This is a genomic window from Streptomyces sp. NPDC051561, from assembly GCF_044454195.1.
In the GTDB taxonomy this organism is placed as follows: domain Bacteria; phylum Actinomycetota; class Actinomycetes; order Streptomycetales; family Streptomycetaceae; genus Streptomyces.
This window is the reverse complement of sequence record NZ_JBITDM010000001.1, coordinates 701,535-723,000: the sequence shown is the minus strand read 5'-3', so window position 1 is coordinate 723,000 and position 21,466 is coordinate 701,535. Positions and strand designations below refer to the sequence as shown.

Here is a 21,466-nt window from a genome sequence, read left to right as displayed (position 1 = left end):
CCACCTCCCACCTGGAGCCCTCCACATGCCCAGCAACCGCCTCATGCGCATCCACAGCCCCGAATTCAAGGCCATGTCGGAGCGGGTGCTGCGGGTCACCGAGCTCACCTCCCGGCTGAACGCGCTGCCCTTCGAGGACGAGGCCGGAAAGGCGGAACTCTTCGCGCGGATCCTCGGGAAGCCGCTGCCGGACCGGGTCACGATCTACCCGCCCTTCTTCACCGACCACGGCCTGCGGCTCGAACTCGCCGAGCGGGTGTTCATCAACCAGAACTGCACGTTCCTGGACTACGCCGGCATCCGGATCGCCGAGCGCACGATGATCGGCCCGAAGGTCACCTTCATCACCGGCGGCCACCCGGTCGACCCCGCGGAGCGGAAGCTGTACCTCACCGGTGCGCCCATCGACGTCGCGGAGAACGTCTGGATCGGCGCCGGTGCCACGATCCTGCCCGGCGTCAGCATCGGCCGTGACGCGGTGATCGCCGCCGGTGCGGTCGTGGCCGACGACGTGCCGGCCGCGACCCTGGTGACCGGTGCCAAGGCGACCGTGCAGCGGCAGTGGTGACGACGGTGTCGCACCGTCAGTTGGACAGCTGGGCGTACATTCCCGGCTCGTAGGCGCCGCCCTTGTTACGGACGATCACGCCGAGCCGGTTGGCCGCGTTGATCATGGCGACCAGGTACACCAGGGCGGCGATCTGGTCGTCGTCGTAGTGCTTGGTGACCTGCTCCCAGGTCTCGTCGGAGACGCCGTGGTGGGCGTCGGCGATGCGGCTGCCCTCCTCGGTGAGCGCCAGGGCGGCGCGTTCGGCGTCGGTGAAGACGGTGGACTCGCGCCAGGTGGCGGTGAGGTGGAGACGGAGGGCGGTTTCGTCGGCGGCCGCGGCGTCCTTGGTGTGGAAGCCGAGGCAGGAGCCGCAGCCGCGCGGGGCGGTTTCGGCAAAGGAGAACCGGGAGGCGGTGGACGCGTTCCGGGGGGCGGTCGAGACCGGCGATCTCCAGCGGCTGGTGGACATACTCGCGCCGGACGTCGTGCTGCTGACCGACGGCGGCGGAGTGGTGCGGGCGGCGTTGGCGCCGATCGTGGGTGCCGACGAGGTGGCCCGGGTGCTGAGCAGGCTCGCGGGGGCGGTGTCGCTGGGCCAGGCGCAGGCCAACGGCTGCCCGGCGCTGATCCTGCGTGGCGCCGGCGGAATCGACGCGGTGGTGGGGGTACGGGTCGTCGACGGCCGGGTCGCCGGGCTCTACGCCGTACGCAACCCGGAGAAGTTGTCGCGGATGGAGCGGGAGACGGCACTGCACCGCTGACCAGGGAGTCCGTGCTTTCGGTTGTGCGCCAGGACCGGGGCGGCGTCCGCATCTTGTGGCTTCTGCCAATACGGCGGGGCGCCCGGGTATGGAGAGACTGCCGACGGACGAGGTGCGGACGCACCACGCACCACACAGCCACCACACAGCACGGACGAGGGAGACGGCGCCATGGGTACCCAGCAGTACGACGAGATCGGCGAGGCGTACGAGGGCTTCAAGGGGCTGCCGCTGGAACAGTACGTGGCAGTGCCGGGCTTCCTGGGACTGGTCGGGGACGTGACGGGCAGGTCGGTGCTCGACCTGGCCTCCGGGACCGGTTTCTACAGCCGGGAGTTCAAGCGGCGCGGCGCCACGGAGGTGCTCGGGGTCGAGATATCCGGGGAAATGGTCGCGGTGGCCCGGGTGCTGGAGGAGAGCGACCCGCTCGGTGTGCGCTACGAGGTCGCCGACGTGGCCGAACTGAGGGGCCTGGACGGCAAGTTCGACATCGCCGTGGCGGTCCACATGCTCAACTACGCCCAGGACGCCGCCACCATGGAGCGGATGTGCCGCAACGCGCACCGGAGCCTGAAGCCCGGCGGTGAGTTCTTCGTGCTCAACCAGTCGCCCGATTTCCGGTTCGAGGGGCCCTCGCCGGAGCGGTACGGATTCCGCAGCGAACTGACCGAGGACAGCACCGAGATCGGGCCCCGCGTGCGGACCACGGCCCTGCTCGACCCGCCGGTCAGCTTCCTCGCCACCCTGCCGAGCCGCGACGCCCACGAGAACTCGCTGCGGGCGGCGGGATTCAGCGAGGTGGAGTGGGTGCGGCTGGAGGTGTCGCAGGCCGGGCTGAAGGAGTTCGGCGCGGACTTCTGGGCGGACTACCGTGCCAACCCGCCGTTCGAGATGCTGCGATGCCGGGTCTGAGACGGGCTGGGCCGGTGGTTCCTATGACTCTTCCGGTAGCTCTTGCGGCTCACAGGTCGGCGAGGAGGCCGTCGAGGGCCTTGCGATCGGCGTCGGCGGGGGCGATGCCCTGACCGACGGCCCAGGAGGTGAGGGTCGCGAGGTACGCGTAGTGGGTGGTCAGGGTTCCGGTCAGCGCGGAGAAAACGTTGAAGGCCGCCTCGTCCGGGACCGGCTGCGCACCGCCCAGCCGCTCGAAGAGGGCGTCCACGACCGGGTGGGACGGGCAGGTCTCCGTCCCCGAGCGGCGTTCGCGTATCGAGGGCAGCGGGATCGCCCGAACCAAACTCCGACTGGGTGCCCAGTAGTTGACGTAGCTCGTCATTGGGGAAACCGGACATCACATTGACCACGACCCGGTCCGCGTCCACCGCCCGGCCGGGGTTCAGACACAGGCGCTGAGCGCCTCACCACTTTGATGATGCCGATGCGGCGCACGATGACTTCCCCCAGGTGCGTGGGTGAACTCACGATCGGCTGACCTGGGGCGGGCCCCAGGGCGACGGGTTACCGGTTACCGGTTACCGGTTACCGGTTACCGGTAACTGGTCACTGCAACTCCAGCACCCCCACCGTCTCTCCCTCACTCATCTCCCCGGTCGGCCGGAACCCCAGCCCCAGGTAGAACCCCTCCGGACCGTCCGGCCCCGGATGCCAGGTCACCGTCAGCCGTGTGCCGCCCCGGCGCCGTATCTCCGTCGCCAGCGCCTCCACGGCGAACCGCCCGTACCCCATGCCCTGCTTGCCGTCCGCGATGTTGAGCCGCCAGAGCCCGGAGCGGAAGTCCTTCCCCTTCCCGTCCCAGTCGATCTCGAAGAACCCCATCAGAAACCCGACGACCTCGTCCCCGTCGCAGATCACCCGTGGCCAGGCCACGCCGGGATGGACGTACGCCTCGGCCAGCGACTTCATCACCGGCGCCACCAGACCTTCCTGGTCGGGACGGACCTTGACGTTGATGGCGGCCTCGAAGTTGGCGGAGGTGACCTCTTGGAGGTGCAGGGCAGTAGACATGTCTGCACCCTACGCAGGCGCCGCAGGGGAATTTCGGGGGCGACGGCCGGTAGACGCAGGAGGGCCTGCCGCTCCGCCTGTTCAGCCGCCGACCAGTATGGCCGCCATGGTCGCTGCCGGCAGTGACGGATTGGCTGCCGCCGCTTCCACGACCTCGCCGTCGGGGTCGGTGAGGAGGCCGACGATGACCGGTGGTGGGAGCGTGGGGTGGCCGGCGGCGGTGATGCGGGCTCGTCGGTCGGTGAGGCAGGCGAGGAGGGCCGGGGGTGTGGCGTGGGGGTGCCGGGCGATCTCGCCAAGTGCCTTCTTCGCCGGGGGGTCGTGGCGGGCGAGTTCTTCCAGGAGGGCGGGCGGTGCGCCGGGATTGGCTGCCAGCTTGGCGGCGGCCTGGGACCCGTGCCGGTTGAGGATGCTGCGCAACTGGGCTTCGTTCAGGCCTGGTTGGGGCGCCAGGGACTTGGTGACGCGGGCGTCGGGGTCATTGGCGAGGGCGTCTCGGATCGTGGCCGGGAGGTGGGGGAGCCGGGCCACGAGCATGCGTGCGGCCGGGTGCGGGGACCGGGCCAGTTGCTTGACCTCGGTGGGGGTGGCGGTGGTGAGACGGGGGAGGGGGCCGTCGCTGAGTTTGGTGGTGGCTGCCAGGTGGATGAGTACGTCGAGGGGGATGTGGGGGTGGTGGGCGAGCCCGCGCCGGATGTCGTGGCTGGGGTCGTCGGCCAGGCTGCGGATCAGGGATTCGCCTGTCGCGGGGTTCGCGGCGAGGTCTGCGCGGATGCCCGGGACGGGGTCGGTGGCGAGCTGTTCGCAGCTGTCGGCGGGCAGGTCGGGGCGGGCGGCCAGGGCCCGGCGCAGCAGCGTGGAGGGGTGGGTGGCGAAGGGGGCGAGGGCGGCGGCGGGGGTGGCCGGGTTCGCGAGGGCGGCCAGTCGTACGGCGTGCACGGTCGACTCGTGGGTGCCGTCGCAGGCGGCGTCGGGCGGGAGGTCGCAGTCGGGGCGAGGGCAGTTCCGGTCGTGGACGAAGGGAGTGTCCTCCTGGTCGCAGACCAGGCAGCGCAGTGCGGGCGGCAGACCCTCGCCCGTGAGGAGTGCCGTGAGTACGTCCGCAGGCGTGGCCTCGTTGAGCGCCACCGCGCGCCGGACCTCGGCGTGCGGATGGCCGGCGAGTTCCGCCGTCACGTCCGGTGCGGCCCACAGCGCGAGCTCCGCGACGACCCGTACCTCCGCATCCAGCGCCAGCGTCGTCACCACATCGGCCGGGAGGCCGGGGCAGGCGGCCAGGCATTTCCGCCGCTCGACGGACGGGTCCGCCGCGAAGAGGCGCGCCCACTCCGGGGTGCCCGCACGGTTGTCGAGCAGCGCGAGGGCCGCGTCCGGGTGGGTGACCGGGTCGATGTCGGTGGCGGTCAACCGGCCTTCGTGGGCCAGTCGTACGGCGCTGTCCGGTACGCGGGAGAGAAGTGCGAGGGCCTGTGGGTGGGTGAGGTCCGGGCGGGTGGCGAGGTCGTCGGCGAGGTCGTCGTCCGCGTGGGCGATGAGGTGGTCGACGAGGTCGGGTGGGAGGGCCGGGTTTGCGGCGAGCCCGGACAGGAGGTGGTTCACGGGAAGATCTTGCCTGGTGGGGGGCGATTTTGGCATGTGGGTTCCGGGGCGAGGGCGAGGGCGAGGATGAGGGCGAGAGCGCGGCTCAGCGGTGGGCGTCACTGACAGCACCCGTGGCCGGGTCGCGGAGCTGGTATTCGGGTGGCGGCAGGGGGGTTGCGGGGGAGAGGATCGGCCGTCGTGACCTCATACGAAGAGCGGCAGTCCGTAGCCCCGCCGGTGCCACCGGCCCCCGACGCCGGTCGGATACCCGGGGTGGGGCCGGAACCCGAGCCGGCCCGGCCTCTGCGGTCGCGGGCGTTCGTGCTGTTCTTCGGGGCGCGGGCGGCGGCCAAGCTCGGGGAGACGATGCTGCCGGTGGCGTTGTCGGCGGGGTTGTTGCAGTACGGGATGGGGGCGAGCGAGGTCGGGCTCGCGATGGCGTCGACGGTCGCGACGTGTGCGGTGTTCATCATCTTCGGCGGGGTGTTCTCGGACCGGTTCAACGCCCTGCGTCTGATGGTGATTTCGGATGCCGTGCGGATCGTCACGCAGGTGGTCGCGGCGGTGCTGTTCCTCGGCGGACATGTGGTGCTGTGGCAGATCTGCCTGATCGGCGCGGTGAACGGGATCGCTACCGGGCTGTTCCAGCCCGGGGTGGCCAGCACGATCCCGAAGGTCGCCGACGATGTGCAGGCCGCGAACGGGACGATCCGGATCGGTGAGTCGCTGGCGATGCTGGCCGGGCCTGCGATAGCGGGACTGCTGGTCGCGGTGGCGGACCCGGCGGCGGTGTTCGCGGCACACGCGGCAACGTACGCGATCAGCACGGTCTGTCTGGCGATGCTGCGGCTGCCGGGCGGGGACCGGCCGAAGGAGCCGAGGGCGGCGACCACCTACTGGTCGGACCTCGCCGAGGGGTGGCGGGAGTTCAGGTCGCGGACGTGGTTGTGGGGCACCATCGTGATCTGGATGTTCTTCATGATCACGGCGTGGGGGCCGTTGATTCCGCTGACCTCGGTGGAGCTGATCGGGGCGCACGGTCCGCAAACGTACGGGCTGATCAGCTCTGCGCTGGGGCTCGGTGCCGCGGCTGGTGCGTTTCCCGCGCTGCGGATGCGGCCGGAACATCCGCTGCGCGCCGGGGCGTTCGCGCTCATCGGGACGGCCGCGTTTCCGGCGGCGGTGGGGGCTCAGCTGGCGGTGCCTGTACTGATGGTCGCGGCGGTGGCGACCGGTGCGGGAATGGGGTTCTGGAGCGTGATGTGGGCGACGAGCGCACAGACGCAGGTGCCGGGGCCGGTCCTCAGCAGGCTGCACGCGTACGAGGTGGCGGGGTCGGTGGCGATGCTTCCGGTGGGGCAGGCGCTGGCGGGCCCGGCGGCCGCAGTCTTCGGTGCACGGGAGGTGCTGCTGGCGGGTGGGGTGCTGACGCTGGTGGTGGTGGCCGCGCTGGTCTCGGTCCCGGCGATTCGGGGGTTGAAGCGGGTGTAGTGGGGGTGGTGGGGATGGTGGGTGCCTGGCCGGGGTTTGGGGGCAGGGCGTCAGTCCGGGGTGTCCGGGGTGTCGGGGCGGAGTTTGCGGTGGGTGCCGGAGTGGCCGATGTCCAGGGTGAGGAGAGTGGGGAGGGGGGTGCCGTTGTTCCAGAAGCCGAGCAGGTCGACGTCGATCAGGCAGAGGTTGTGGCGGGCGGCGAATTCGCGGGCCGGGCGGGTGAAGACGCAGGTGGCGACGTAGACGGCGGCGTCGGCGCCGTGCTCGGCGCGGGCGGTGCCGTTGAAGGTCTGGAGGTCGCGGCTGCCGACCGAGCGGTGTTTCGCGTAGCGCTTGCACTGGATGACGAGCTTGCGGCCGTCGGGGAGATGACCAATGACGTCGGCGCCCAAGTCGCCCGATCCGCCCACGCGTTGGACGCCGGTGCAGCCGTCCCGGCGGCAGAGTTCGGCGACGTACTCCTCGAATTCCCGGTCCTTCATGGTCCAGATCGCTTCGAGCGAGCGTCGGGCCTGCCTGCGTGCCTCCTCGACGAGGCGGGCCCGTTCGGCCTGTGCCTCACGGCGGCCGGCGCGGACCAGGCCGAGGGTGACGACCGCGGCCGCGACCGCGATCAGGGCGACCAGAAGTACCGTTCCCATGGCGGTGCCCCCTCCTGCTCCTGTCGGCGGTGGCCCGCCGTCCTGCATTTCTCCCCGGCGGGCCGGAGGCTCATCGCGGGAGTGGCGCACGTCACATCCGGGCCGTGTCACGAATGGGCCCGCAGCCTCCATCTCGTAGGCATCAACAGCCGGACGATGGAGGCGACACCATGAACGAGCATCACGAAGCGGACCGCACGGCAGGCGATGTGACAGGGCATCGAGTGGTTGTTCTCGGCGCCGGGTATGCCGGAACGGCCGCCGCGATTCAGCTTGCCGCCCGCACCGCGAAAGGCCAGGGGGGCCGGCATGAGGTGCAGGTGACGTTGGTCAATGCCCAGGAGACCTTCACCGAGCGGATGCGTCTGCACATGACCGGCACCGGGCAGCGGCTCGCGGAGTTCGGTATCGCGGAGTTGCTGGAGGGGACGGGTGCCCGGTTCGAGCGCGGCTGGGTGACCGGGGTGGACACCGAGGCTCGTACGGTACGGATCGACGACGACCGCATCGTCCCGTACGACACGCTGGTGTACGCACTCGGCGGCGTCGCCGACACGGTCACGGTGGCGGGTGTCGAGGACCACGCGTACACCCTCAACAGCCCCCAGGACGCCGAGCTTCTCGCCGACCGGCTCGGCCACCTCACCACCGGCAGCGTGGTCGTCGCGGGCAACGGCCTCACCGGCATCGAGTCGGCCGCCGAAATCGCCGAACAGTACCCGGAGTTGAAGGTCGTCCTCCTCGGCCGGAACGAACCCGGTGCCACCATGCACCCCAAGGCCAAGGCCTACCTGCACACCGCTCTCACCCGCCTCGGTGTCGAGATCCGCAGCGACTGCGTAGTCACCAAGGTCCTGCCCGGCACCGTCGAACTCGCCGACGGCACCGGGATTCCCGCCGACGCGGTCCTGTGGACCAGCGGCACCCGCGTCTCGCCGCTGGCGGCCGCCGCCGGGCTGGAGGTCGATCCCCGCGGACGCATCGTCACCGACCCCACGCTCCGCTCGGTCTCGCACCCCGTGGTGTACGCGGTCGGCGACGCCGCCGCGATCCGCCAGGGGTACGGCGTCATGCACGGCACCTGCCAGGGCGGCATGCCCACCGGGGTGCACGCGGCCCTCAACATCCTGCGCGGGCTCAAGGGCAGGCGCCCCAAGGCCTTCCGCTTCGGCTACTACCACACGCCGGTCAGCCTCGGCCGGAACGACGGGGTGGTGCAGTTCACCCACCCCGACGACAGCGCCCGGCGGATATTCCTGACCGGAGCCAAGGCCGCCCGGTATAAGGAGACCGTGACAGCCTCGCCCTGGCCGACCTACGGCCGTATGAAGAAGATGCCCGCCTCGGGCGCGTTCTGGCCCCGTGGCGGCCGCTTCACCAGGATCGGAAACACATTCGGAGCCGGAACCGGGACCGGAGGTGCGGGCCGATGACGATGTCGTCCACGGACTCCGACCAGCAAGTGTTCAACGAGCACCGGAAGTTGCTCTTCTCCGTGGCCTACCGCGTCCTGGGCACCGCCGCCGACGCCGAGGACGTGGTGCAGGACGCGTGGTTCAAGTGGTCGGCCGCCGACCGCGCCCAAGTGGCTGATCCGAAGGCGTACTTGGCGCGGATCGTGTCCAACTTGGCCCTGGAGCGGCTGCGTTCCACCCGCCACAAGCGCGAGACCTACGTCGGACCGTGGCTTCCGGAACCGGTGCTGACCGACATGGGCGCCGGGCGGGGGAGCGCGGCCGACGCCTCCGAGATCGTCCTGGACGCCGAGTCGGTGTCGACGGCGATGCTGGTGGTCCTCGAAACGCTGAGCCCGCTGGAGCGCGCCGTGTTCGTGCTCAAGGAGGTCTTCGGCTTCAGCCACGCGGAGATCGGCGAGGCGGTGGAACGCTCCGAGGCCGCCGTACGCCAGGCCGCGCACCGCGCCCGCGCACACGTCCAGTCCCGCCGCCCCCGCTTCGCCGCCGACCGCACGAAGCAACGTCAGGTCACCGAGCGCTTCTTCGCCGCCTCCACCGGCGGCGACGTCAACGCCCTGATGGAGCTGCTCTCCCCGGACGTCACCCTGTGGACCGACGGCGGCGGCAAGGTCCGCCAGGCCCTGCTCCCGGTGGTGGGCGCGTCCACCGTGGCCGCCTGGTTCGCGGCCATCGGCAAGGTCACCTATCAGGGCGTCGATCCGGCCGACATGAAGGCCGAACTGGTCGAGATCAACGGCGGCCCCGGCCTGCTGTTCAGCGCCCCGGACCGGGTGATCGCCACCGTCACCTTCGACTTCGACGCCGAGGGGCGGATCACCACCCTGCACAACGTGGCCAACCCCGACAAGCTGGGTGCGGTCACGGGGGGCACGGCGCACCGGCTCGGGACGCGGTAGCCGCCGCACGGGCCCCAGCGGCAGGCTCTCAGTCCTCGTAGCGCGACGGTTCGGTGCAGTAGTGGCCGCCCACGTGGGTGTGGGCGGGGTTGTCGTCGGACAGCTCGCCCTCCTGGGCGAGGAGTTGTGCGGCGTACGGTTCCGAGTCGTCCTGGGGGGCGTAACCCAGGGCGCGGGCGGTGGAGAGGTCCCACCACAGCCGGGTGTTGGCCGAGGAGCCGTGGGCGACGGTGTGGCCGACGTGCTCGGCGGTGAGGGCGGCGTGCAGCAGGCGGGCGCAGTCGGCGGGGCTCAGCCAGAGGGAGAGCATGCGGACCGAGGTGGGTTCGGCGAAGCAGGAGCCGATGCGCAGCGAGACGGTTTCCAGGCCGTGCAGGTCCCAGTAGAGCTGGGCGAGGTCCTCGGCGAAGCACTTGGACAGACCGTAGAAGGTGTCGGGGCGATGCGGTGCGGTGGTGGGGATCAGGGAGGCCGCGGGGAGTGGTGAGGGGCCGTGCGGGCGGGGGGTGAAGCCGATCGCGTGGTTGCTGGAGGCGGCGACGATGCGGGGGACGCCGGCCTCGCGGGCGGCCTCGTAGAGGTGGTGGGTGCCCTCGATGTTGGCGCGCAGGATTCTGGCGAAGGTGGATTCCTGCGAGATGCCCGCGAGGTGGATGATCGCGTCGACGCCTTGTACGGCGTGGCGTACGGCCTTCTCGTCGGCCATGTCGGCGACGACCGCGTCCGGATCGCCCGGGATGGGGCGCAGGTCCAGGAGGCGGAGCCGGTAGCCGTACGCGGGGAGCAGCTCCCGCATCAGCGTGCCGAGCCCTCCGGCGGCGCCGGTGAGCAGGACGGTGCGGGGAGCGGGCATGGGCGGGGCACTCCTTGTGCTGGGGGCGGTCGACGGGGTCGGATGGGTGGAGACGGTAGAGAGCGCTTTCTACCGCCGTCAAGGGACCTCCGCCCCTCAACTCGCCCACGAGGCAGGTCGGGCGGGTGAAAAGGGACTCGATGTTCTCTTGCTGACAAAGGACGTATGACGATGAGAACTGCCGCATTTCTCTACCCCTGGGACGTCATCGGCGACCCGGCGGCCGCCGACCGGATCCTGGACCTCGGTATCCGGCAGGTCACCCTCGCCGCCGCCTACCACTCCACCCGCGCCCTCACCCCGCGCCACCCCCGCCACCGGGTCGTCACCGCCGAGCACTCCGCCGTGCTGTACGCGCCGGACGCGGCGCGCTGGTCGGGGCGTGCGCTGCGGCCGTATCCGGCGGGGGAGTGGGCGCCCGGGGAGGCGTACGCCGAAGCGGCGACGACTCTGGAGGCCGCCGGGATCGAGGTGCACAGCTGGGTCGTACTGGCGCACAACTCCCTTCTGGGGGAGGCGAACCCGGGGATCGCGGTACGGAACGCGTACGGCGACCGCTACCCCTGGGCGCCCTGCGTCGCCCAGCCCGGCGTACGGGAGTACCTGGTCGCGCTGGCCGTCGAGGCGTCGGTGCGGCCCGGTGCGCGCGGCACCGAGCTGGAGTCCTGCGGCTGGTACGGGTTCGCCCATCCGCACGCCCACGACAAGACGGCGGGGGTCGGGTTCGGTGACGCGGCGCAGTACCTGATGTCGCTGTGTTTCTGCACGCACTGCGGTGCGGGTTACGCCCGACTGGGCCTGGACGCGGAGGAGTTGGCGGCTGCGGTACGTCGCTGTCTGGAGCCGGTGTGGGCGGCGAGCGGGTCCGGTGCGGCGGGGTGGCCTGCAGTGGTGGAGCTGCTCGGGGAGGAGGCGGCGGGGGCGACCCTCAGGTGGCGGAAGCGGGTGGCCCGTACGTTGCAGGAGGAGGTGGTACGGGGGGTGCGGGACGCGGCGCCCGATGGGTTCCAGGTGCTGCTGCACGCCGACCCGGCGGCGTACCGCTGCGGTGCCAATCCCGGGGCCGACCCGGCCTTTCTGCTGGAGACCGCCGACGGGGTGGTGCTGCCCTGCGCGGGCGGGGGCGCGGGGGAGGTGGTGCCGCCCTTCGCGCGTCAGGCCCGGCCCGGATCGGTGCTCGCCGCCAACTTCCAGGTGGTGGCGGGGATGGGCGGCAGCCCGCAGACCCTTGCCGAGGACGCGGCAGCGGCGGCCGGACTGGGGGCGACCGAACTCAGGCTCTACCACGCGGGTCTGGCCTCCGACCGGGACCTGGCGTTGGTCAGGGAGGCGCTCGGGCGGTTGCGGTGACACGGGCTCTCGGTCGGCGGAATCAGAGCCCGTGGCGGAACCCCGGGCCCCGGCCGCCCGGCGCCGGGGTTCAGCCGCCCGCTCTCAGGCGCCCTGGCGCAGGTACAGGTCGCGCAGCAGGCCGATCTCGCCGCCGTGGTGGTTGACCTCCTTCAGGGCGTGCAGCGTGAGCTTCAGATAGGACTCGTCGGCCCAGCCGCCGGGGCCCATGCCGATCGGTGCCAGCAGGCGCTCGTCGCCGAGGGCCGCGATACGGGAGGTGAAGTGCTCCCAGTCCTCGGCGAGCGCCTGGACGCCCTCCTCCGCGGTGCCCGGCCAGGCGAGGCGGTCGCCGAACTCGGGGGCGTCATCGAAGAAGTGGATCACGTAGCCGCGCAGGCAGAGGCTGCCGATGTGCCAGACGCGCCAGGCGATCGTCGTGAAGGGGTCCGGTTCGTCCGGGCCTGATTCCGGAAACTCCGTGGCGACGCGGAAGACGCCGCCCTCGCCGGGGCGGATGCTGACGCAGTCGCTCACCGGCTCCCAGCGGTACTCGGCGTCGGTCATGCCTTTCATGCGTGCGAACAGCCGGAAGCGGGCGTTCTCGAAGGCCGCGAGAACGTCCCGCGTGACGGGGTCGGGCGTGGTCGTGTCAGCCATGTCAGCTCCTGGGCGCGGTGGTTCCGGGTCGATCGAAGTGATCAGGATGACGGGTCGACCGGATCGGCCATGCGCCGGCCCCGGGCCGTGAGAAGTCAACTTCGGGTTTTGTCAGAGCGGTTGACGAAACAGGCCCGTAGTCCTAGCTTCACAGCGTCGTACTTCGTACGTCATATATGAGACGCGATACGCGAGATATGAGAGCACGTATGGCCTTCGCCCCGAGCCCCATCCCCTCCCGCACCCAGTACGTACTGGAAGCGATCAAGCACGCCATCCTCACCGGTCGGCTCAGCCCGGGCAGCCCCCTGGTCGAGTCCGAACTCGCCGCCCAGTTCGGGGTGTCGAAGACGCCGGTCCGCGAGGCGCTGAAGACGCTCGCCGGGACCGGGCTCGTCGTCATGAGCCAGTACAAGGGCGTCACCGTACGCACCGTGGACACCGCGATGGCGCACGAGGTCTACGACGTACGGCTGCTGCTGGAACCCGAGGCGCTGCGCCGCAGCATCTCCCGCAAGGCCTCCCTCGACGACGCGGCCGAGGCACTGGTGCGCGCCGACGAGGCCGCCGACGAGGCGGAACGCTCGCTGGCCAACCGGGACTTCCACCGGGCGCTCTATGTGAGCTGCGGCAATCCGCTGCTCGCCAGGATGCTCGACGAGGTGCGCGACCAGGCGGCGCTGGTGTCGACGGTCGCGTGGAGTGCCAGCCCGTCCTGGGAGCACGAGGCCCAGGAGCACAAGGAGATCCTGCGGCGGGCGCGGGCCGGGGACGGCGAGGGGGCGGCGCGGGCGCTGCACGCGCACATCGCGTCGTTCGTGGACCGGGCGTTCCCGGCCGAAGAGCCGACGGCCTCCGCCGCACAGACCAGAAAGGCCTGACCGCATGGACCACTCCGCACAGCGGGCCGCACTCGCGGACGTCGTCGCCATCCCGGTGACCCCCTTCGCCGCCGACGGCAGCATCGACCGCGACGTCTTCCGGGCGCTGCTGCGCCGGCTGCTCGACGGTGGGGTACGCACCCTCACCCCCAACGGCAACACCGGCGAGTTCTACACCCTCGGCCCCGAGGAGCGCCGCCTGGTCACCGACATGACCTTGGAGGAGGCCCGGGGGCGGGCGGCCGTGGTGGTCGGGGTCGGCCACGACCTGCCGACCGCGAAGGCGGCGGCCCGGCACGCCAGGGACGCCGGCGCGGACATGATCATGGTGCACCAGCCGGTGCACCCCTATGTCTCGCAGGACGGCTGGGTCGACTACCACGTCGAAATCGCCGACGAGGTGCCGGAGCTGGGCGTCGTCCCGTACATCCGCAACCCGCTCCTCGAAGGCCGCACCATCGCCCGGCTCGGTGAACGCTGCCCGCAGGTGGTGGGGCTGAAGTACGCGGTCCCGGACGCGGTCCGGTTCGGGGCGGTCGCCAGGGAGGCCGGTCTCGACCGGTTCGTATGGGTGGCCGGGCTGGCCGAGCTGTACGCCCTGCCGTACTGGGCGATGGGTGCCACCGGCTTCACCTCCGGCCTGGTCAATGTCGCGCCGGCCCTCTCGCTGGCCCTCCTGGACGCGCTGCGCGCCGGTGACTACCCGGCCGCGCAGAAGCTCTGGGAACGCATCCGCCCCTTCGAGGAACTGCGCGCCGCCGACCAGTCCGCCAACAACGTCACCGTCGTCAAGGAGGCCCTCGCCGCGCTGGGCCTGTGCCGCAACGAGGTGCGCCCGCCGAGCAAGACCCTGCCCGACGCTCTGCGCGTCGAGGTCGCGGCCGCCATCGAGGGGTGGGAGATATGAGTGACGAGGTGAGGAGCGGAACGCAGCTCCGCAGCCACCAGTGGTACGGAACCGAAGGCCTGCGCACCTTCAGCCACCGCGCCCGTACCCGCCAGCTCGGCTACCTCCCCGAGGAGCACCTGGGCAAGCCCGTCATCGCGGTACTCAACACCTGGTCCGACATCAACCCCTGCCACGTCCACCTGCGCGAACGCGCCCAGGCCGTGAAGCGCGGAGTCTGGCAGGCGGGCGGCTTCCCGCTGGAGTTCCCGGTCTCCACCCTCTCCGAGACCTTCCAGAAGCCCACCCCGATGCTCTACCGCAATCTTCTCGCCATGGAGACCGAGGAACTGCTGCGCTCCTACCCGGTCGACGGCGCGGTCCTGCTCGGCGGCTGCGACAAGTCCACCCCCGCACTCCTCATGGGCGCGGCCTCCGTCGACCTCCCCACCGTGTTCGTCCCGGCGGGCCCGATGCTCCCCGGTCACTGGCGTGACGAGGTGCTCGGCTCCGGGACCGACATGTGGAAGTACTGGGACCAGAAGCGGGCCGGAATCATCGGCGACTGCGAACTGGCCGAGCTGGAGAGCGGGCTGGCGCGCTCGCCGGGCCACTGCATGACCATGGGGACGGCCTCCACCCTGACCGCCGCCGCCGAAACACTGGGCGTCACGCTGCCCGGTGCCTCATCGATCCCCGCCGTGGACTCCGGTCATGAACGGATGGCCGCCGCGTCGGGGATGCGGATCGTGGACCTCGTACGCCAGGATCTGCGGCTTTCGCGGCTGCTGACGCGGGAGGCGTACGAGGACGCGGTCGCGGCGGTGCTCGCGCTCGGCGGGTCCACCAACGCCGTCATCCATCTGATCGCCATGGCGGGGCGCTCCGGGGTCTCGCTGACCCTGGACGACTTCGACCGGATCGCCCGTACGGTTGTGGTGCTGGCGAACCTCAGGCCCGGTGGCCGGTACCTCATGGAGGACTTCCACTTCGCGGGCGGACTCCCCGCGTTCCTGGGCCGGCTGACGGACGTACTGCACCTGGACCGGCCGACCGTCGCGCACGACACGCTGCGCGAACAGCTCGCCGGCGCCCGCGCCACCGTCCACAACGACGACGTGATCCGCCCGCGCGAAAGCCCGCTCGCCGACGAGGGCGGGGTGGCCGTGCTGCGCGGCAACCTCTGCCCCGACGGCGCGGTCATCAAGCACATCGCCGCCGAGCCGCATCTCCTCAAGCACACCGGTCCGGCCGTCGTCTTCGACGACTACCGGACGCTGCAACGCACCATCGACGACCCCGAGTTGGGCATCACCGCCGATCACGTCCTGGTGCTGCGCAACGCCGGACCGCTGGGCGGGCCCGGCATGCCGGAGTACGGGATGCTGCCGATCCCGGCCTATCTGCTGAAGGAGGGGGTCCGGGACATGGTGCGGATCTCGGACGCGCGGATGAGCGGGACGAGCTACGGGGCGTGCGTGCTGCACATCGCCCCCGAGTCGTACGTCGGCGGGCCGCTCGCCCTGGTGCGCACCGGCGACCCGATCACCCTGGACGTCGCGGCGCGCACGCTCCAACTGAACGTGAGTGAGGAGGAGTTGGAGCTGCGGCGGGCCGAGTGGACGCCGCCGCCGAAGCGGTACGAGCGCGGCTACGGAGCGCTCTACCAGGAGCAGATCACCCAGGCCGACACCGGCTGCGACTTCGCCTTCCTGGCGGGGGCGGGCGGAGCGCCGGAACCGTACGCGGGCTGACGCCCACCGCACCGTAACGCCGCCATTTCTTCACGGACACCCGTGTCCGGTATCTCGAACAGTGTTCGTGATCCATCATGCCCGCACCCCCGATCGGAGACCCGTCATGGCCCAAGCCACCGCCATGGCCGAGCCGCCCCCGGCAGCCCCGCCACCCACCCCGCCCGAGCGGAACCGCAACCGCGTCAGCTCCACCCCGCGCCGCCTGCCCTACCTGCTCATCGCGCCCGCCGGCCTGCTGATGGTGGGCTTCATCGCCTACCCGGTGCTCAGCGTCTTCTACTACAGCTTGCAGAACTACAACGTCACCAAGCCCTGGAAGAACGGCTACGCCGCCTTCGACAACTTCACCCGCATCTTCACCGAGGACCCCCTCTTCTGGTCCACCCTCGGCTTCAGTGCGAAATGGGTGATCGTCCAGGTCAGCCTGCAACTCGCGCTCGGGCTGGTGCTCGCCCTGCTGGTCAACCAGACCTTCGTCGGCCGGGCCGTCGCCCGCGCCCTGGTCTTCTCGCCGTGGGCGGTCTCCGGCGTCCTCACCACCACCATCTGGATGCTGCTCTACAACCCGTCCACCGGGATGAGCCGCTACCTCGCCGACCTCGGCATCGGCTCCTACGGCACCTCGGTGCTCTCCGACACCGGCACCGTCTTCTGGGCGGCCGTACTCGCCGAACTCTGGCGCGGCGTCCCCTTCTTCGCCATCCTCATCCTCGCCGACCTCCAGTCCATCCCGAAGGACCTGTACGAGGCGGCCTCGGTCGACGGGGCCGGGCGGATGCGCCAGTTCGTGCACATCACACTCCCGCACCTCAAGGACGCGATCATCCTCTCCACGCTGCTGCGCGGCGTCTGGGAGTTCAACAACGTCGACCTGCTCTACACCCTCACCGGCGGTGGACCCGCAGGCACCACGACCACCCTCCCGCTGATGATCGCCAATACCGGCATCGAGGGCCACGACTTCGGATACGCCTCCGCGCTGACCACCGTCGCGTTCGTGATCCTCCTCTTCTGCTCGATCGTCTATCTGCGCCTGAGCAAGTTCGGAGGCGACCGCACATGAGTGCCGCACTCGCGGAGAACCACACCCGCACCCCCGAGGTCCTGGACTCCTCCGGACCGCCGAAGTCGCTGCGGCCCCCGAAGCGCGAGCGCGCCTTCGACGACGTACCGCGCTGGCAGATCTACCTCCCCCTCGGCCTGTACCTGCTGTTCACCCTCATCCCCTTCTACTGGATGCTGCTGTTCGCGGTGCGCCCCGCGGGGTCCACCTCGCTGGTCCCGTGGCCGATCACCTTCGAGCACTTCGAGAAGGTGTGGAACGAGCGCGCCTTCGGGATGTTCTTCCAGAACAGCATGATCGTCGGCGTCTGCACGCTGATCGCGACGACCGCGGTCGCGCTGGCCGGCGGCTATGCGCTGGCCCGCTTCAACTTCCGTATCAAGAACGCCTTCATGCTGGCGCTGCTCTGCTCCCAGTTCATCCCGGGGGCACTGATGCTGGTGCCGCTCTTCGAGATCTTCCGCAACCTCCAGATGATCAACTCGCTGGGCAGCGTCATCATCGCCGAGACGGTCTTCCAGCTCCCGCTCTCCATCATCCTGATCAGCGGCTTCATCAAGAACGTGCCGGTCACCCTGGAGGAGGCCGCCTGGGTGGACGGCTGCTCCCGCTTCCGGGCGTTCTGCGCGGTGGTCCTGCCGCTGCTGCGACCGGGGCTGATCGCCGTCGGCTCCTTCGCCTTCGTGCACTCCTGGAACCACTTCCTCTTCGCCCTGATGTTCCTCAGCGAACAGGACAAGCAGACGATCCCGGTGGGGCTCAACACGCTGATGGGCGCCGACAGCGTCGACCTGGGCGCGCTCGCGGCGGGCGGTGTGGTGGCCGCCGTACCGGTCGTCATCGTCTTCGCCTTCATCCAGAAGTGGCTGATCACGGGCTTCAGCGCGGGCGCGGTCAAGGGGTGAGCGGCGTGCGGACATCCCCACAGCCCCCGCAGCCCCCGCAGCCCCCACGGCCCCTGCGACGGTCCCCGCGTTACGGAGACTTGGGCGACGGCACGTACCGCAACCCGGTGCTGCACGCCGACTACTCCGACCCCGACGTCATCGCCGTCGGTGGCGACTACTACCTCACCGCCTCCAGCTTCGGCCGCGCGCCCGGGCTGCCCCTCCTGCACTCCCACGACCTGGTCAACTGGACCCTGACGGGCCACGCCCTGCCCGCCCTCGAACCGGCGGCCGAGTTCGCCGCACCCCGGCACGACCGGGGCGTCTGGGCACCCTCGCTGCGGTACGCGGACGGCCGCTTCTGGATCTTCTGGGGCGACCCCGACCACGGCATCCAGCAGATCAACTCCCCCTCCATCCACGGCCCCTGGACCGCACCGCACCTGATCAAGGCGGGCAAGGGACTCATCGACGCCTGCCCCCTCTGGGACGAGGAGACCGGCGAGGCCTACCTCGTGCACGCCTGGGCCAAATCCCGCTCCGGGGTGAAGAACCGCCTCACCGGCCACCGGATGAGCCCCGACGGGCGCACCCTCCTCGACGAGGGCACGGTCGTCGTCGACGGGGACGCGCTGCCCGGCTGGTTCACCCTGGAGGGGCCGAAGCTCTACCGGCACGACGGCTGGTTCTGGATCTTCGCGCCGGCGGGCGGGGTGGAGACCGGCTGGCAGGGCGCCTTCCGGTCCCGTGACTTCTTCGGCCCGTACGAGGAGAGGGTCGTCCTCGCCCAGGGGGACACTGACATCAACGGCCCCCACCAGGGCGGCTGGGTGCGCACCCCGGCGGGCGAGGACTGGTTCCTGCACTTCCAGGCGCGGGGCGCGTACGGACGGATCGTGCACCTCCAGCCGATGCGCTGGGACGCGGCCGACGGCGGATGGCCGGTGCTCGGGGACGCGGGCGAGCCCGTGCGCGTACACCGCAAACCGGTGGCGCCGCAGCAGCCCGCCGCCCGTCCGGCGACCGACGACACCTTCGCGGGCGGAGGGTTCGGGCCGCAGTGGCAGTGGACCGCCAACCCGGGGGAGGGGTGGACGGCCGTACACGCGGGTGACGGGCTGCGGCTGGCCTGTGTGCCCTCCGCCGACGCCCACGACCTGCGGTTGCTGCCGCACGCCCTCACCCAGCGGCTGCCGGGGGAGGCCTTCACCGCCGAAGTCACCCTGGAACTGGACGCCGCCGAACAGCTGGGCGCACGCGCCGGGTTCGCCGTGCTCGGGGACGCCTTCTCCTGGATCGGGCTGGAGCGGGGGGAGGACGGCACGACCTGGCTCGTCCACCGGTTCGCTGAAACGGTCGCGGAGTCCGAGCGGGACGCGGCGCGCCCCCGGCCGGCCCCCGGTGGCAGGGCCCGGCTCCGGATCGAGGTGTCGGCGGGGGCTCGGTGCCGGTTCTTCGCTGATACGGGCGGTACGCGGGGTACGGGCGGAACGGGCGGTACAGGCGGTACAGGCGGTAGTGAGGGCGAAGGCGAGGGCGCGGGGTGGCAGGCGTCGGGGCCGGTTTTCGCCGCCACGCCATGGCGGTGGGTCGGGGCGTTGCTCGGCCTGTTCGCGGTCGCGCCCGAAGGGGCGGCCGGGACCGCTTCCGCCACTTGCACGGACTTCCGGGTGCGCATGTCCACCGATTGAGCTCGCTCAGCAACCGAAATCAACTCCATTACCTCGCAAGCCAGTTGGGAGCCGCAATGACGCAGCACCATCACTCGGGCAGCGCACGTCCCGGCAGCGCACGTCCCGGCAGCGCACGTCCGCTGCCGAGAGCCCTGGCCGCCGTGACGGCCTTCGCCGCCGCCCTCGCCCTCGCCGTGGGACCGGCGGAGGCCGCCGGTCCGGCGTCGGCCGCCCCGTCCGGACCTCCGGGGAACGCCCCGGCCTCGTCCGGATCCGCCCACGGCTTCGCCTCCCTCGCGGGAGGTACGTCCGGTGGGCGCGGCGGCAAGGTGGTCACCGTCCGCACCCAGGCCGACCTGGCCGCATACGCGGGCGCCACCGAGCCGTACATCATCCGGATCGCGTCGGCGATCACCTTCGACCCGTTCGGCGACGAGGTGAAGGTCGCCTCGGACAAGACCCTCATCGGAGTCGGCGTCAACGGTGAACTCGTGGGTGGCGGACTCCGGTTGACCGCCGGTACGCACAACGTCATCATCCGCAACCTCACCATCCGCGACAGCTATGTCGAGGGTGACTGGGACGGCAAGACCAACGACTTCGACGCGATCCAGCTGGACTCCGTCCACCACGTCTGGATCGACCACAACCGCTTCACCCACATGGGCGACGGCCTGATCGACCTGCGCAAGGACAGCGATTACATCACCGTCTCCGCCAACCGGTTCGACACCCACAACAAGGCGTTCGGCATCGGCTGGACCCCGAACGTGGTCACCAAGGTCACCATCGACCACAACTGGTTCCAGGGCACCAAGCAGCGCAACCCCTCCGCCGACAACTGCGCCTACGCCCACCTCTACAACAACTACCTCTCCGCCCAGGTCGCGGACGGCGACCCGGTCTGGTCGTACGGGAACTGGGCGCGCGGCAGGACGAAGATGGTCATCGAGAACAGCTACTACCGGGACGTCCAGCACCCCTACCAGGCCGATGCGACGGCCGAGCTGGTGCAGCGCGGCTCGATCACCCGGAACACCACCGGCCGCCACGACGCCTGGGGCAAGGCCTTCGACCCGAAGTCCTTCTACTCCTACCGCCTCGACCCGGCCGCCGCGGTCCCCGCCCTGGTCACCCGCTTCTCCGGCCCCCAGCGCACCCTCGGCACCGACACCCCGCTGAACGTCCCGGCCGACTACCCGACCGTGCAGGCGGCCGTGGACGCGGTCCCGGCCGGCAACGACGGCCGGATCACGCTGCGGATCGCCCCGGGGACGTACCGCGAACAGGTCCGCATCCCGAAGACCAAGCCGCAGCTCACCCTGTTCGGCACCGGAAGCGACCGCGCGAAGTCCGTCATCGTGCACAACACCCCGAACGAGTACGGCGGTTCCAGCGGCAGCGCCACCGTGCTGATCGACTCCAACGACGTCACCGCCCGCAATCTCACCTTCGTCAACGACTTCGACGAGGCGGCCGTGGAACTCAACGGCGAGCAGGCACTCGCCATGAAGACCACCGGTGACCGCATCACCTTCGTCAACACCGCCTTCAAGGGCAACCAGGACACCCTGATGACCAACAGCCCCGGCCTGGAGTCCATCAGCCGCGTCTACATCCGCGACTCCTTCATCGAGGGCGACGTCGACTTCATCTACGGCCGTGCCACCACCGTCATCGACCGCTCCCTGATCAAGGCGCTCAGCCGTGGCTCCACCACCAACAACGGTTACGTCGTCGCCCCTTCGACCTGGACCGGCAACCCGTACGGCTTCCTGATCAACCGCAGCCGCATCGTCAGCGACGCCCCGGCCAACTCCTTCCACCTGGGCCGGCCCTGGCACCCGAGCGGCGACCCCCTCGCCATCGGGCAGACGCTGATCCGCGACACGGAACTCCCCGCCGCGATCCTGGGCACGCCGTGGGCCGACATGGGCGGCTTCTCCTGGCGGGACGCCCGGTTCGCCGAGTACCGGACGTACGGGCCGGGCGCGGCCGTCACCCCGGACCGCCCGCAGATGTCCGCCGCGGATGCCGCCCGGCACGAGGTCGGGGACTACCTCGCGGGTGCGGACGGCTGGGCGCCGCACAGGTCCCTCTAACCCCTTCAGCTC

The 21,466-nt window shown here is 70.8% G+C and carries 21 protein-coding genes; 14 read left to right on the top strand and 7 right to left on the bottom strand.

Annotated elements, in window-relative coordinates; genetic code table 11:
* Positions 1-25 precede the first annotated feature (25 nt).
* The gene (locus tag ACIA73_RS03310; protein WP_399436522.1) at positions 26-568 is read left to right on the top strand and encodes a DapH/DapD/GlmU-related protein; all 543 of its coding nucleotides are present in this window, start codon (positions 26-28) and stop codon (positions 566-568) included.
* A gap of 16 nt (positions 569-584) precedes the next feature.
* Here the strand turns inward: ACIA73_RS03310 and ACIA73_RS03305 are convergent, their stop codons facing one another.
* Positions 585-1,019 (bottom strand): carboxymuconolactone decarboxylase family protein, encoded by a 435-nt coding sequence (locus ACIA73_RS03305; protein WP_399436521.1) that lies wholly within the window; start codon positions 1,017-1,019, stop codon positions 585-587.
* Here ACIA73_RS03305 and ACIA73_RS03300 point away from each other — a divergent pair.
* On the top strand, positions 1,012-1,311 hold the full coding sequence (locus ACIA73_RS03300) for a hypothetical protein (protein ID WP_399436520.1): 300 nt from the start codon (positions 1,012-1,014) through the stop codon (positions 1,309-1,311). The genes ACIA73_RS03305 and ACIA73_RS03300 overlap by 8 nt on opposite strands.
* Positions 1,312-1,482: 171 nt before the next feature.
* Positions 1,483-2,223 (top strand): class I SAM-dependent methyltransferase, encoded by a 741-nt coding sequence (locus ACIA73_RS03295; protein ID WP_399436519.1) that lies wholly within the window; start codon positions 1,483-1,485, stop codon positions 2,221-2,223.
* Positions 2,224-2,272: 49 nt separating this feature from the next.
* Here the strand turns inward: ACIA73_RS03295 and ACIA73_RS03290 are convergent, their stop codons facing one another.
* The 3 genes from ACIA73_RS03290 to ACIA73_RS03280 all read right to left on the bottom strand — a co-directional run bounded on the left by ACIA73_RS03290 (position 2,273) and on the right by ACIA73_RS03280 (position 4,875).
* Positions 2,273-2,587, bottom strand: a complete 315-nt coding sequence (locus ACIA73_RS03290) for a hypothetical protein (RefSeq protein ID WP_399436518.1) — start codon at positions 2,585-2,587, stop codon at positions 2,273-2,275.
* A gap of 224 nt (positions 2,588-2,811) precedes the next feature.
* Positions 2,812-3,276: a GNAT family N-acetyltransferase gene (locus ACIA73_RS03285; protein WP_399436517.1), complete on the bottom strand. Its 465-nt coding sequence runs from the start codon at positions 3,274-3,276 to the stop codon at positions 2,812-2,814.
* Between the two features lie 81 nt (positions 3,277-3,357).
* Positions 3,358-4,875: a hypothetical protein gene (locus tag ACIA73_RS03280; RefSeq protein ID WP_399436516.1), complete on the bottom strand. Its 1,518-nt coding sequence runs from the start codon at positions 4,873-4,875 to the stop codon at positions 3,358-3,360.
* Between the two features lie 255 nt (positions 4,876-5,130).
* On the opposite strand from ACIA73_RS03280, the gene ACIA73_RS03275 reads away from it, so the two are divergent.
* Complete coding sequence (locus tag ACIA73_RS03275) at positions 5,131-6,348, top strand: MFS transporter (RefSeq protein ID WP_399436763.1); 1,218 nt, start codon at positions 5,131-5,133, stop codon at positions 6,346-6,348.
* Positions 6,349-6,398: 50 nt separating this feature from the next.
* Here the strand turns inward: ACIA73_RS03275 and ACIA73_RS03270 are convergent, their stop codons facing one another.
* On the bottom strand, positions 6,399-6,989 hold the full coding sequence (locus ACIA73_RS03270; RefSeq protein WP_399436515.1) for a restriction endonuclease: 591 nt from the start codon (positions 6,987-6,989) through the stop codon (positions 6,399-6,401).
* A 170-nt stretch (positions 6,990-7,159) separates the two neighbouring features.
* Here ACIA73_RS03270 and ACIA73_RS03265 point away from each other — a divergent pair, with 170 nt between their 5' ends.
* Positions 7,160-8,422, top strand: coding sequence for an NAD(P)/FAD-dependent oxidoreductase (locus ACIA73_RS03265; protein WP_399436514.1), 1,263 nt, complete (start codon positions 7,160-7,162; stop codon positions 8,420-8,422).
* The gene (locus ACIA73_RS03260; protein ID WP_399436513.1) at positions 8,419-9,363 is read left to right on the top strand and encodes an RNA polymerase sigma-70 factor; all 945 of its coding nucleotides are present in this window, start codon (positions 8,419-8,421) and stop codon (positions 9,361-9,363) included. Before ACIA73_RS03265 ends, ACIA73_RS03260 begins: the two co-directional genes overlap by 4 nt.
* Before the next feature lie 28 nt (positions 9,364-9,391).
* Here the strand turns inward: ACIA73_RS03260 and ACIA73_RS03255 are convergent, their stop codons facing one another.
* Positions 9,392-10,216: an NAD-dependent epimerase/dehydratase family protein gene (locus ACIA73_RS03255; protein ID WP_399436512.1), complete on the bottom strand. Its 825-nt coding sequence runs from the start codon at positions 10,214-10,216 to the stop codon at positions 9,392-9,394.
* Positions 10,217-10,387: 171 nt separating this feature from the next.
* Here ACIA73_RS03255 and ACIA73_RS03250 point away from each other — a divergent pair, with 171 nt between their 5' ends.
* Complete coding sequence (locus ACIA73_RS03250) at positions 10,388-11,566, top strand: hypothetical protein (protein ID WP_399436511.1); 1,179 nt, start codon at positions 10,388-10,390, stop codon at positions 11,564-11,566.
* An 84-nt stretch (positions 11,567-11,650) separates the two neighbouring features.
* Here ACIA73_RS03250 and ACIA73_RS03245 read toward each other — a convergent pair whose 3' ends face one another.
* Complete coding sequence (locus ACIA73_RS03245; protein WP_399436509.1) at positions 11,651-12,205, bottom strand: DinB family protein; 555 nt, start codon at positions 12,203-12,205, stop codon at positions 11,651-11,653.
* A 209-nt stretch (positions 12,206-12,414) separates the two neighbouring features.
* On the opposite strand from ACIA73_RS03245, the gene ACIA73_RS03240 reads away from it, so the two are divergent.
* The 7 genes from ACIA73_RS03240 to ACIA73_RS03210 all read left to right on the top strand — a co-directional run bounded on the left by ACIA73_RS03240 (position 12,415) and on the right by ACIA73_RS03210 (position 21,454).
* On the top strand, positions 12,415-13,086 hold the full coding sequence (locus ACIA73_RS03240) for a GntR family transcriptional regulator (RefSeq protein ID WP_399436508.1): 672 nt from the start codon (positions 12,415-12,417) through the stop codon (positions 13,084-13,086).
* A 4-nt stretch (positions 13,087-13,090) separates the two neighbouring features.
* Positions 13,091-13,993 carry a dihydrodipicolinate synthase family protein gene (locus ACIA73_RS03235; protein ID WP_399436507.1) on the top strand — a complete coding sequence of 301 codons (903 nt, stop codon included), beginning with the start codon at positions 13,091-13,093 and terminating at the stop codon, positions 13,991-13,993.
* A complete protein-coding gene (gene araD, locus ACIA73_RS03230) occupies positions 13,990-15,726 on the top strand; it encodes an L-arabinonate dehydratase (RefSeq protein WP_399436506.1) in 1,737 nt (578 codons plus the stop codon). Before ACIA73_RS03235 ends, araD begins: the two co-directional genes overlap by 4 nt.
* A gap of 106 nt (positions 15,727-15,832) precedes the next feature.
* Positions 15,833-16,792, top strand: coding sequence for a carbohydrate ABC transporter permease (locus ACIA73_RS03225; protein WP_399436505.1), 960 nt, complete (start codon positions 15,833-15,835; stop codon positions 16,790-16,792).
* The gene (locus tag ACIA73_RS03220) at positions 16,789-17,697 is read left to right on the top strand and encodes a carbohydrate ABC transporter permease (RefSeq protein WP_399436504.1); all 909 of its coding nucleotides are present in this window, start codon (positions 16,789-16,791) and stop codon (positions 17,695-17,697) included. Before ACIA73_RS03225 ends, ACIA73_RS03220 begins: the two co-directional genes overlap by 4 nt.
* An 80-nt stretch (positions 17,698-17,777) precedes the next feature.
* Positions 17,778-19,370: a family 43 glycosylhydrolase gene (locus ACIA73_RS03215; RefSeq protein ID WP_399436503.1), complete on the top strand. Its 1,593-nt coding sequence runs from the start codon at positions 17,778-17,780 to the stop codon at positions 19,368-19,370.
* Positions 19,371-19,426: 56 nt separating this feature from the next.
* A complete protein-coding gene (locus tag ACIA73_RS03210) occupies positions 19,427-21,454 on the top strand; it encodes a pectinesterase family protein (RefSeq protein WP_399436502.1) in 2,028 nt (675 codons plus the stop codon).
* Positions 21,455-21,466 lie beyond the last annotated feature (12 nt).

Coding starts and splice junctions, on each gene's coding strand:
- ACIA73_RS03260 (WP_399436513.1), top strand. CDS start 8,419: ATGACGATGTCGTCCACGGACTCCGACCAGCAAGTGTTCAACGAGCAC.
- araD (WP_399436506.1), top strand. CDS start 13,990: ATGAGTGACGAGGTGAGGAGCGGAACGCAGCTCCGCAGCCACCAGTGG.
- ACIA73_RS03250 (WP_399436511.1), top strand. CDS start 10,388: ATGAGAACTGCCGCATTTCTCTACCCCTGGGACGTCATCGGCGACCCG.
- ACIA73_RS03255 (WP_399436512.1), bottom strand. CDS start 10,216: ATGCCCGCTCCCCGCACCGTCCTGCTCACCGGCGCCGCCGGAGGGCTC.
- ACIA73_RS03220 (WP_399436504.1), top strand. CDS start 16,789: ATGAGTGCCGCACTCGCGGAGAACCACACCCGCACCCCCGAGGTCCTG.
- ACIA73_RS03310 (WP_399436522.1), top strand. CDS start 26: ATGCCCAGCAACCGCCTCATGCGCATCCACAGCCCCGAATTCAAGGCC.
- ACIA73_RS03225 (WP_399436505.1), top strand. CDS start 15,833: ATGGCCCAAGCCACCGCCATGGCCGAGCCGCCCCCGGCAGCCCCGCCA.
- ACIA73_RS03270 (WP_399436515.1), bottom strand. CDS start 6,989: ATGGGAACGGTACTTCTGGTCGCCCTGATCGCGGTCGCGGCCGCGGTC.
- ACIA73_RS03295 (WP_399436519.1), top strand. CDS start 1,483: ATGGGTACCCAGCAGTACGACGAGATCGGCGAGGCGTACGAGGGCTTC.
- ACIA73_RS03245 (WP_399436509.1), bottom strand. CDS start 12,205: ATGGCTGACACGACCACGCCCGACCCCGTCACGCGGGACGTTCTCGCG.
- ACIA73_RS03290 (WP_399436518.1), bottom strand. CDS start 2,587: ATGACGAGCTACGTCAACTACTGGGCACCCAGTCGGAGTTTGGTTCGG.
- ACIA73_RS03210 (WP_399436502.1), top strand. CDS start 19,427: ATGACGCAGCACCATCACTCGGGCAGCGCACGTCCCGGCAGCGCACGT.
- ACIA73_RS03235 (WP_399436507.1), top strand. CDS start 13,091: ATGGACCACTCCGCACAGCGGGCCGCACTCGCGGACGTCGTCGCCATC.
- ACIA73_RS03265 (WP_399436514.1), top strand. CDS start 7,160: ATGAACGAGCATCACGAAGCGGACCGCACGGCAGGCGATGTGACAGGG.
- ACIA73_RS03240 (WP_399436508.1), top strand. CDS start 12,415: ATGGCCTTCGCCCCGAGCCCCATCCCCTCCCGCACCCAGTACGTACTG.
- ACIA73_RS03285 (WP_399436517.1), bottom strand. CDS start 3,276: ATGTCTACTGCCCTGCACCTCCAAGAGGTCACCTCCGCCAACTTCGAG.
- ACIA73_RS03305 (WP_399436521.1), bottom strand. CDS start 1,019: ATGTCCACCAGCCGCTGGAGATCGCCGGTCTCGACCGCCCCCCGGAAC.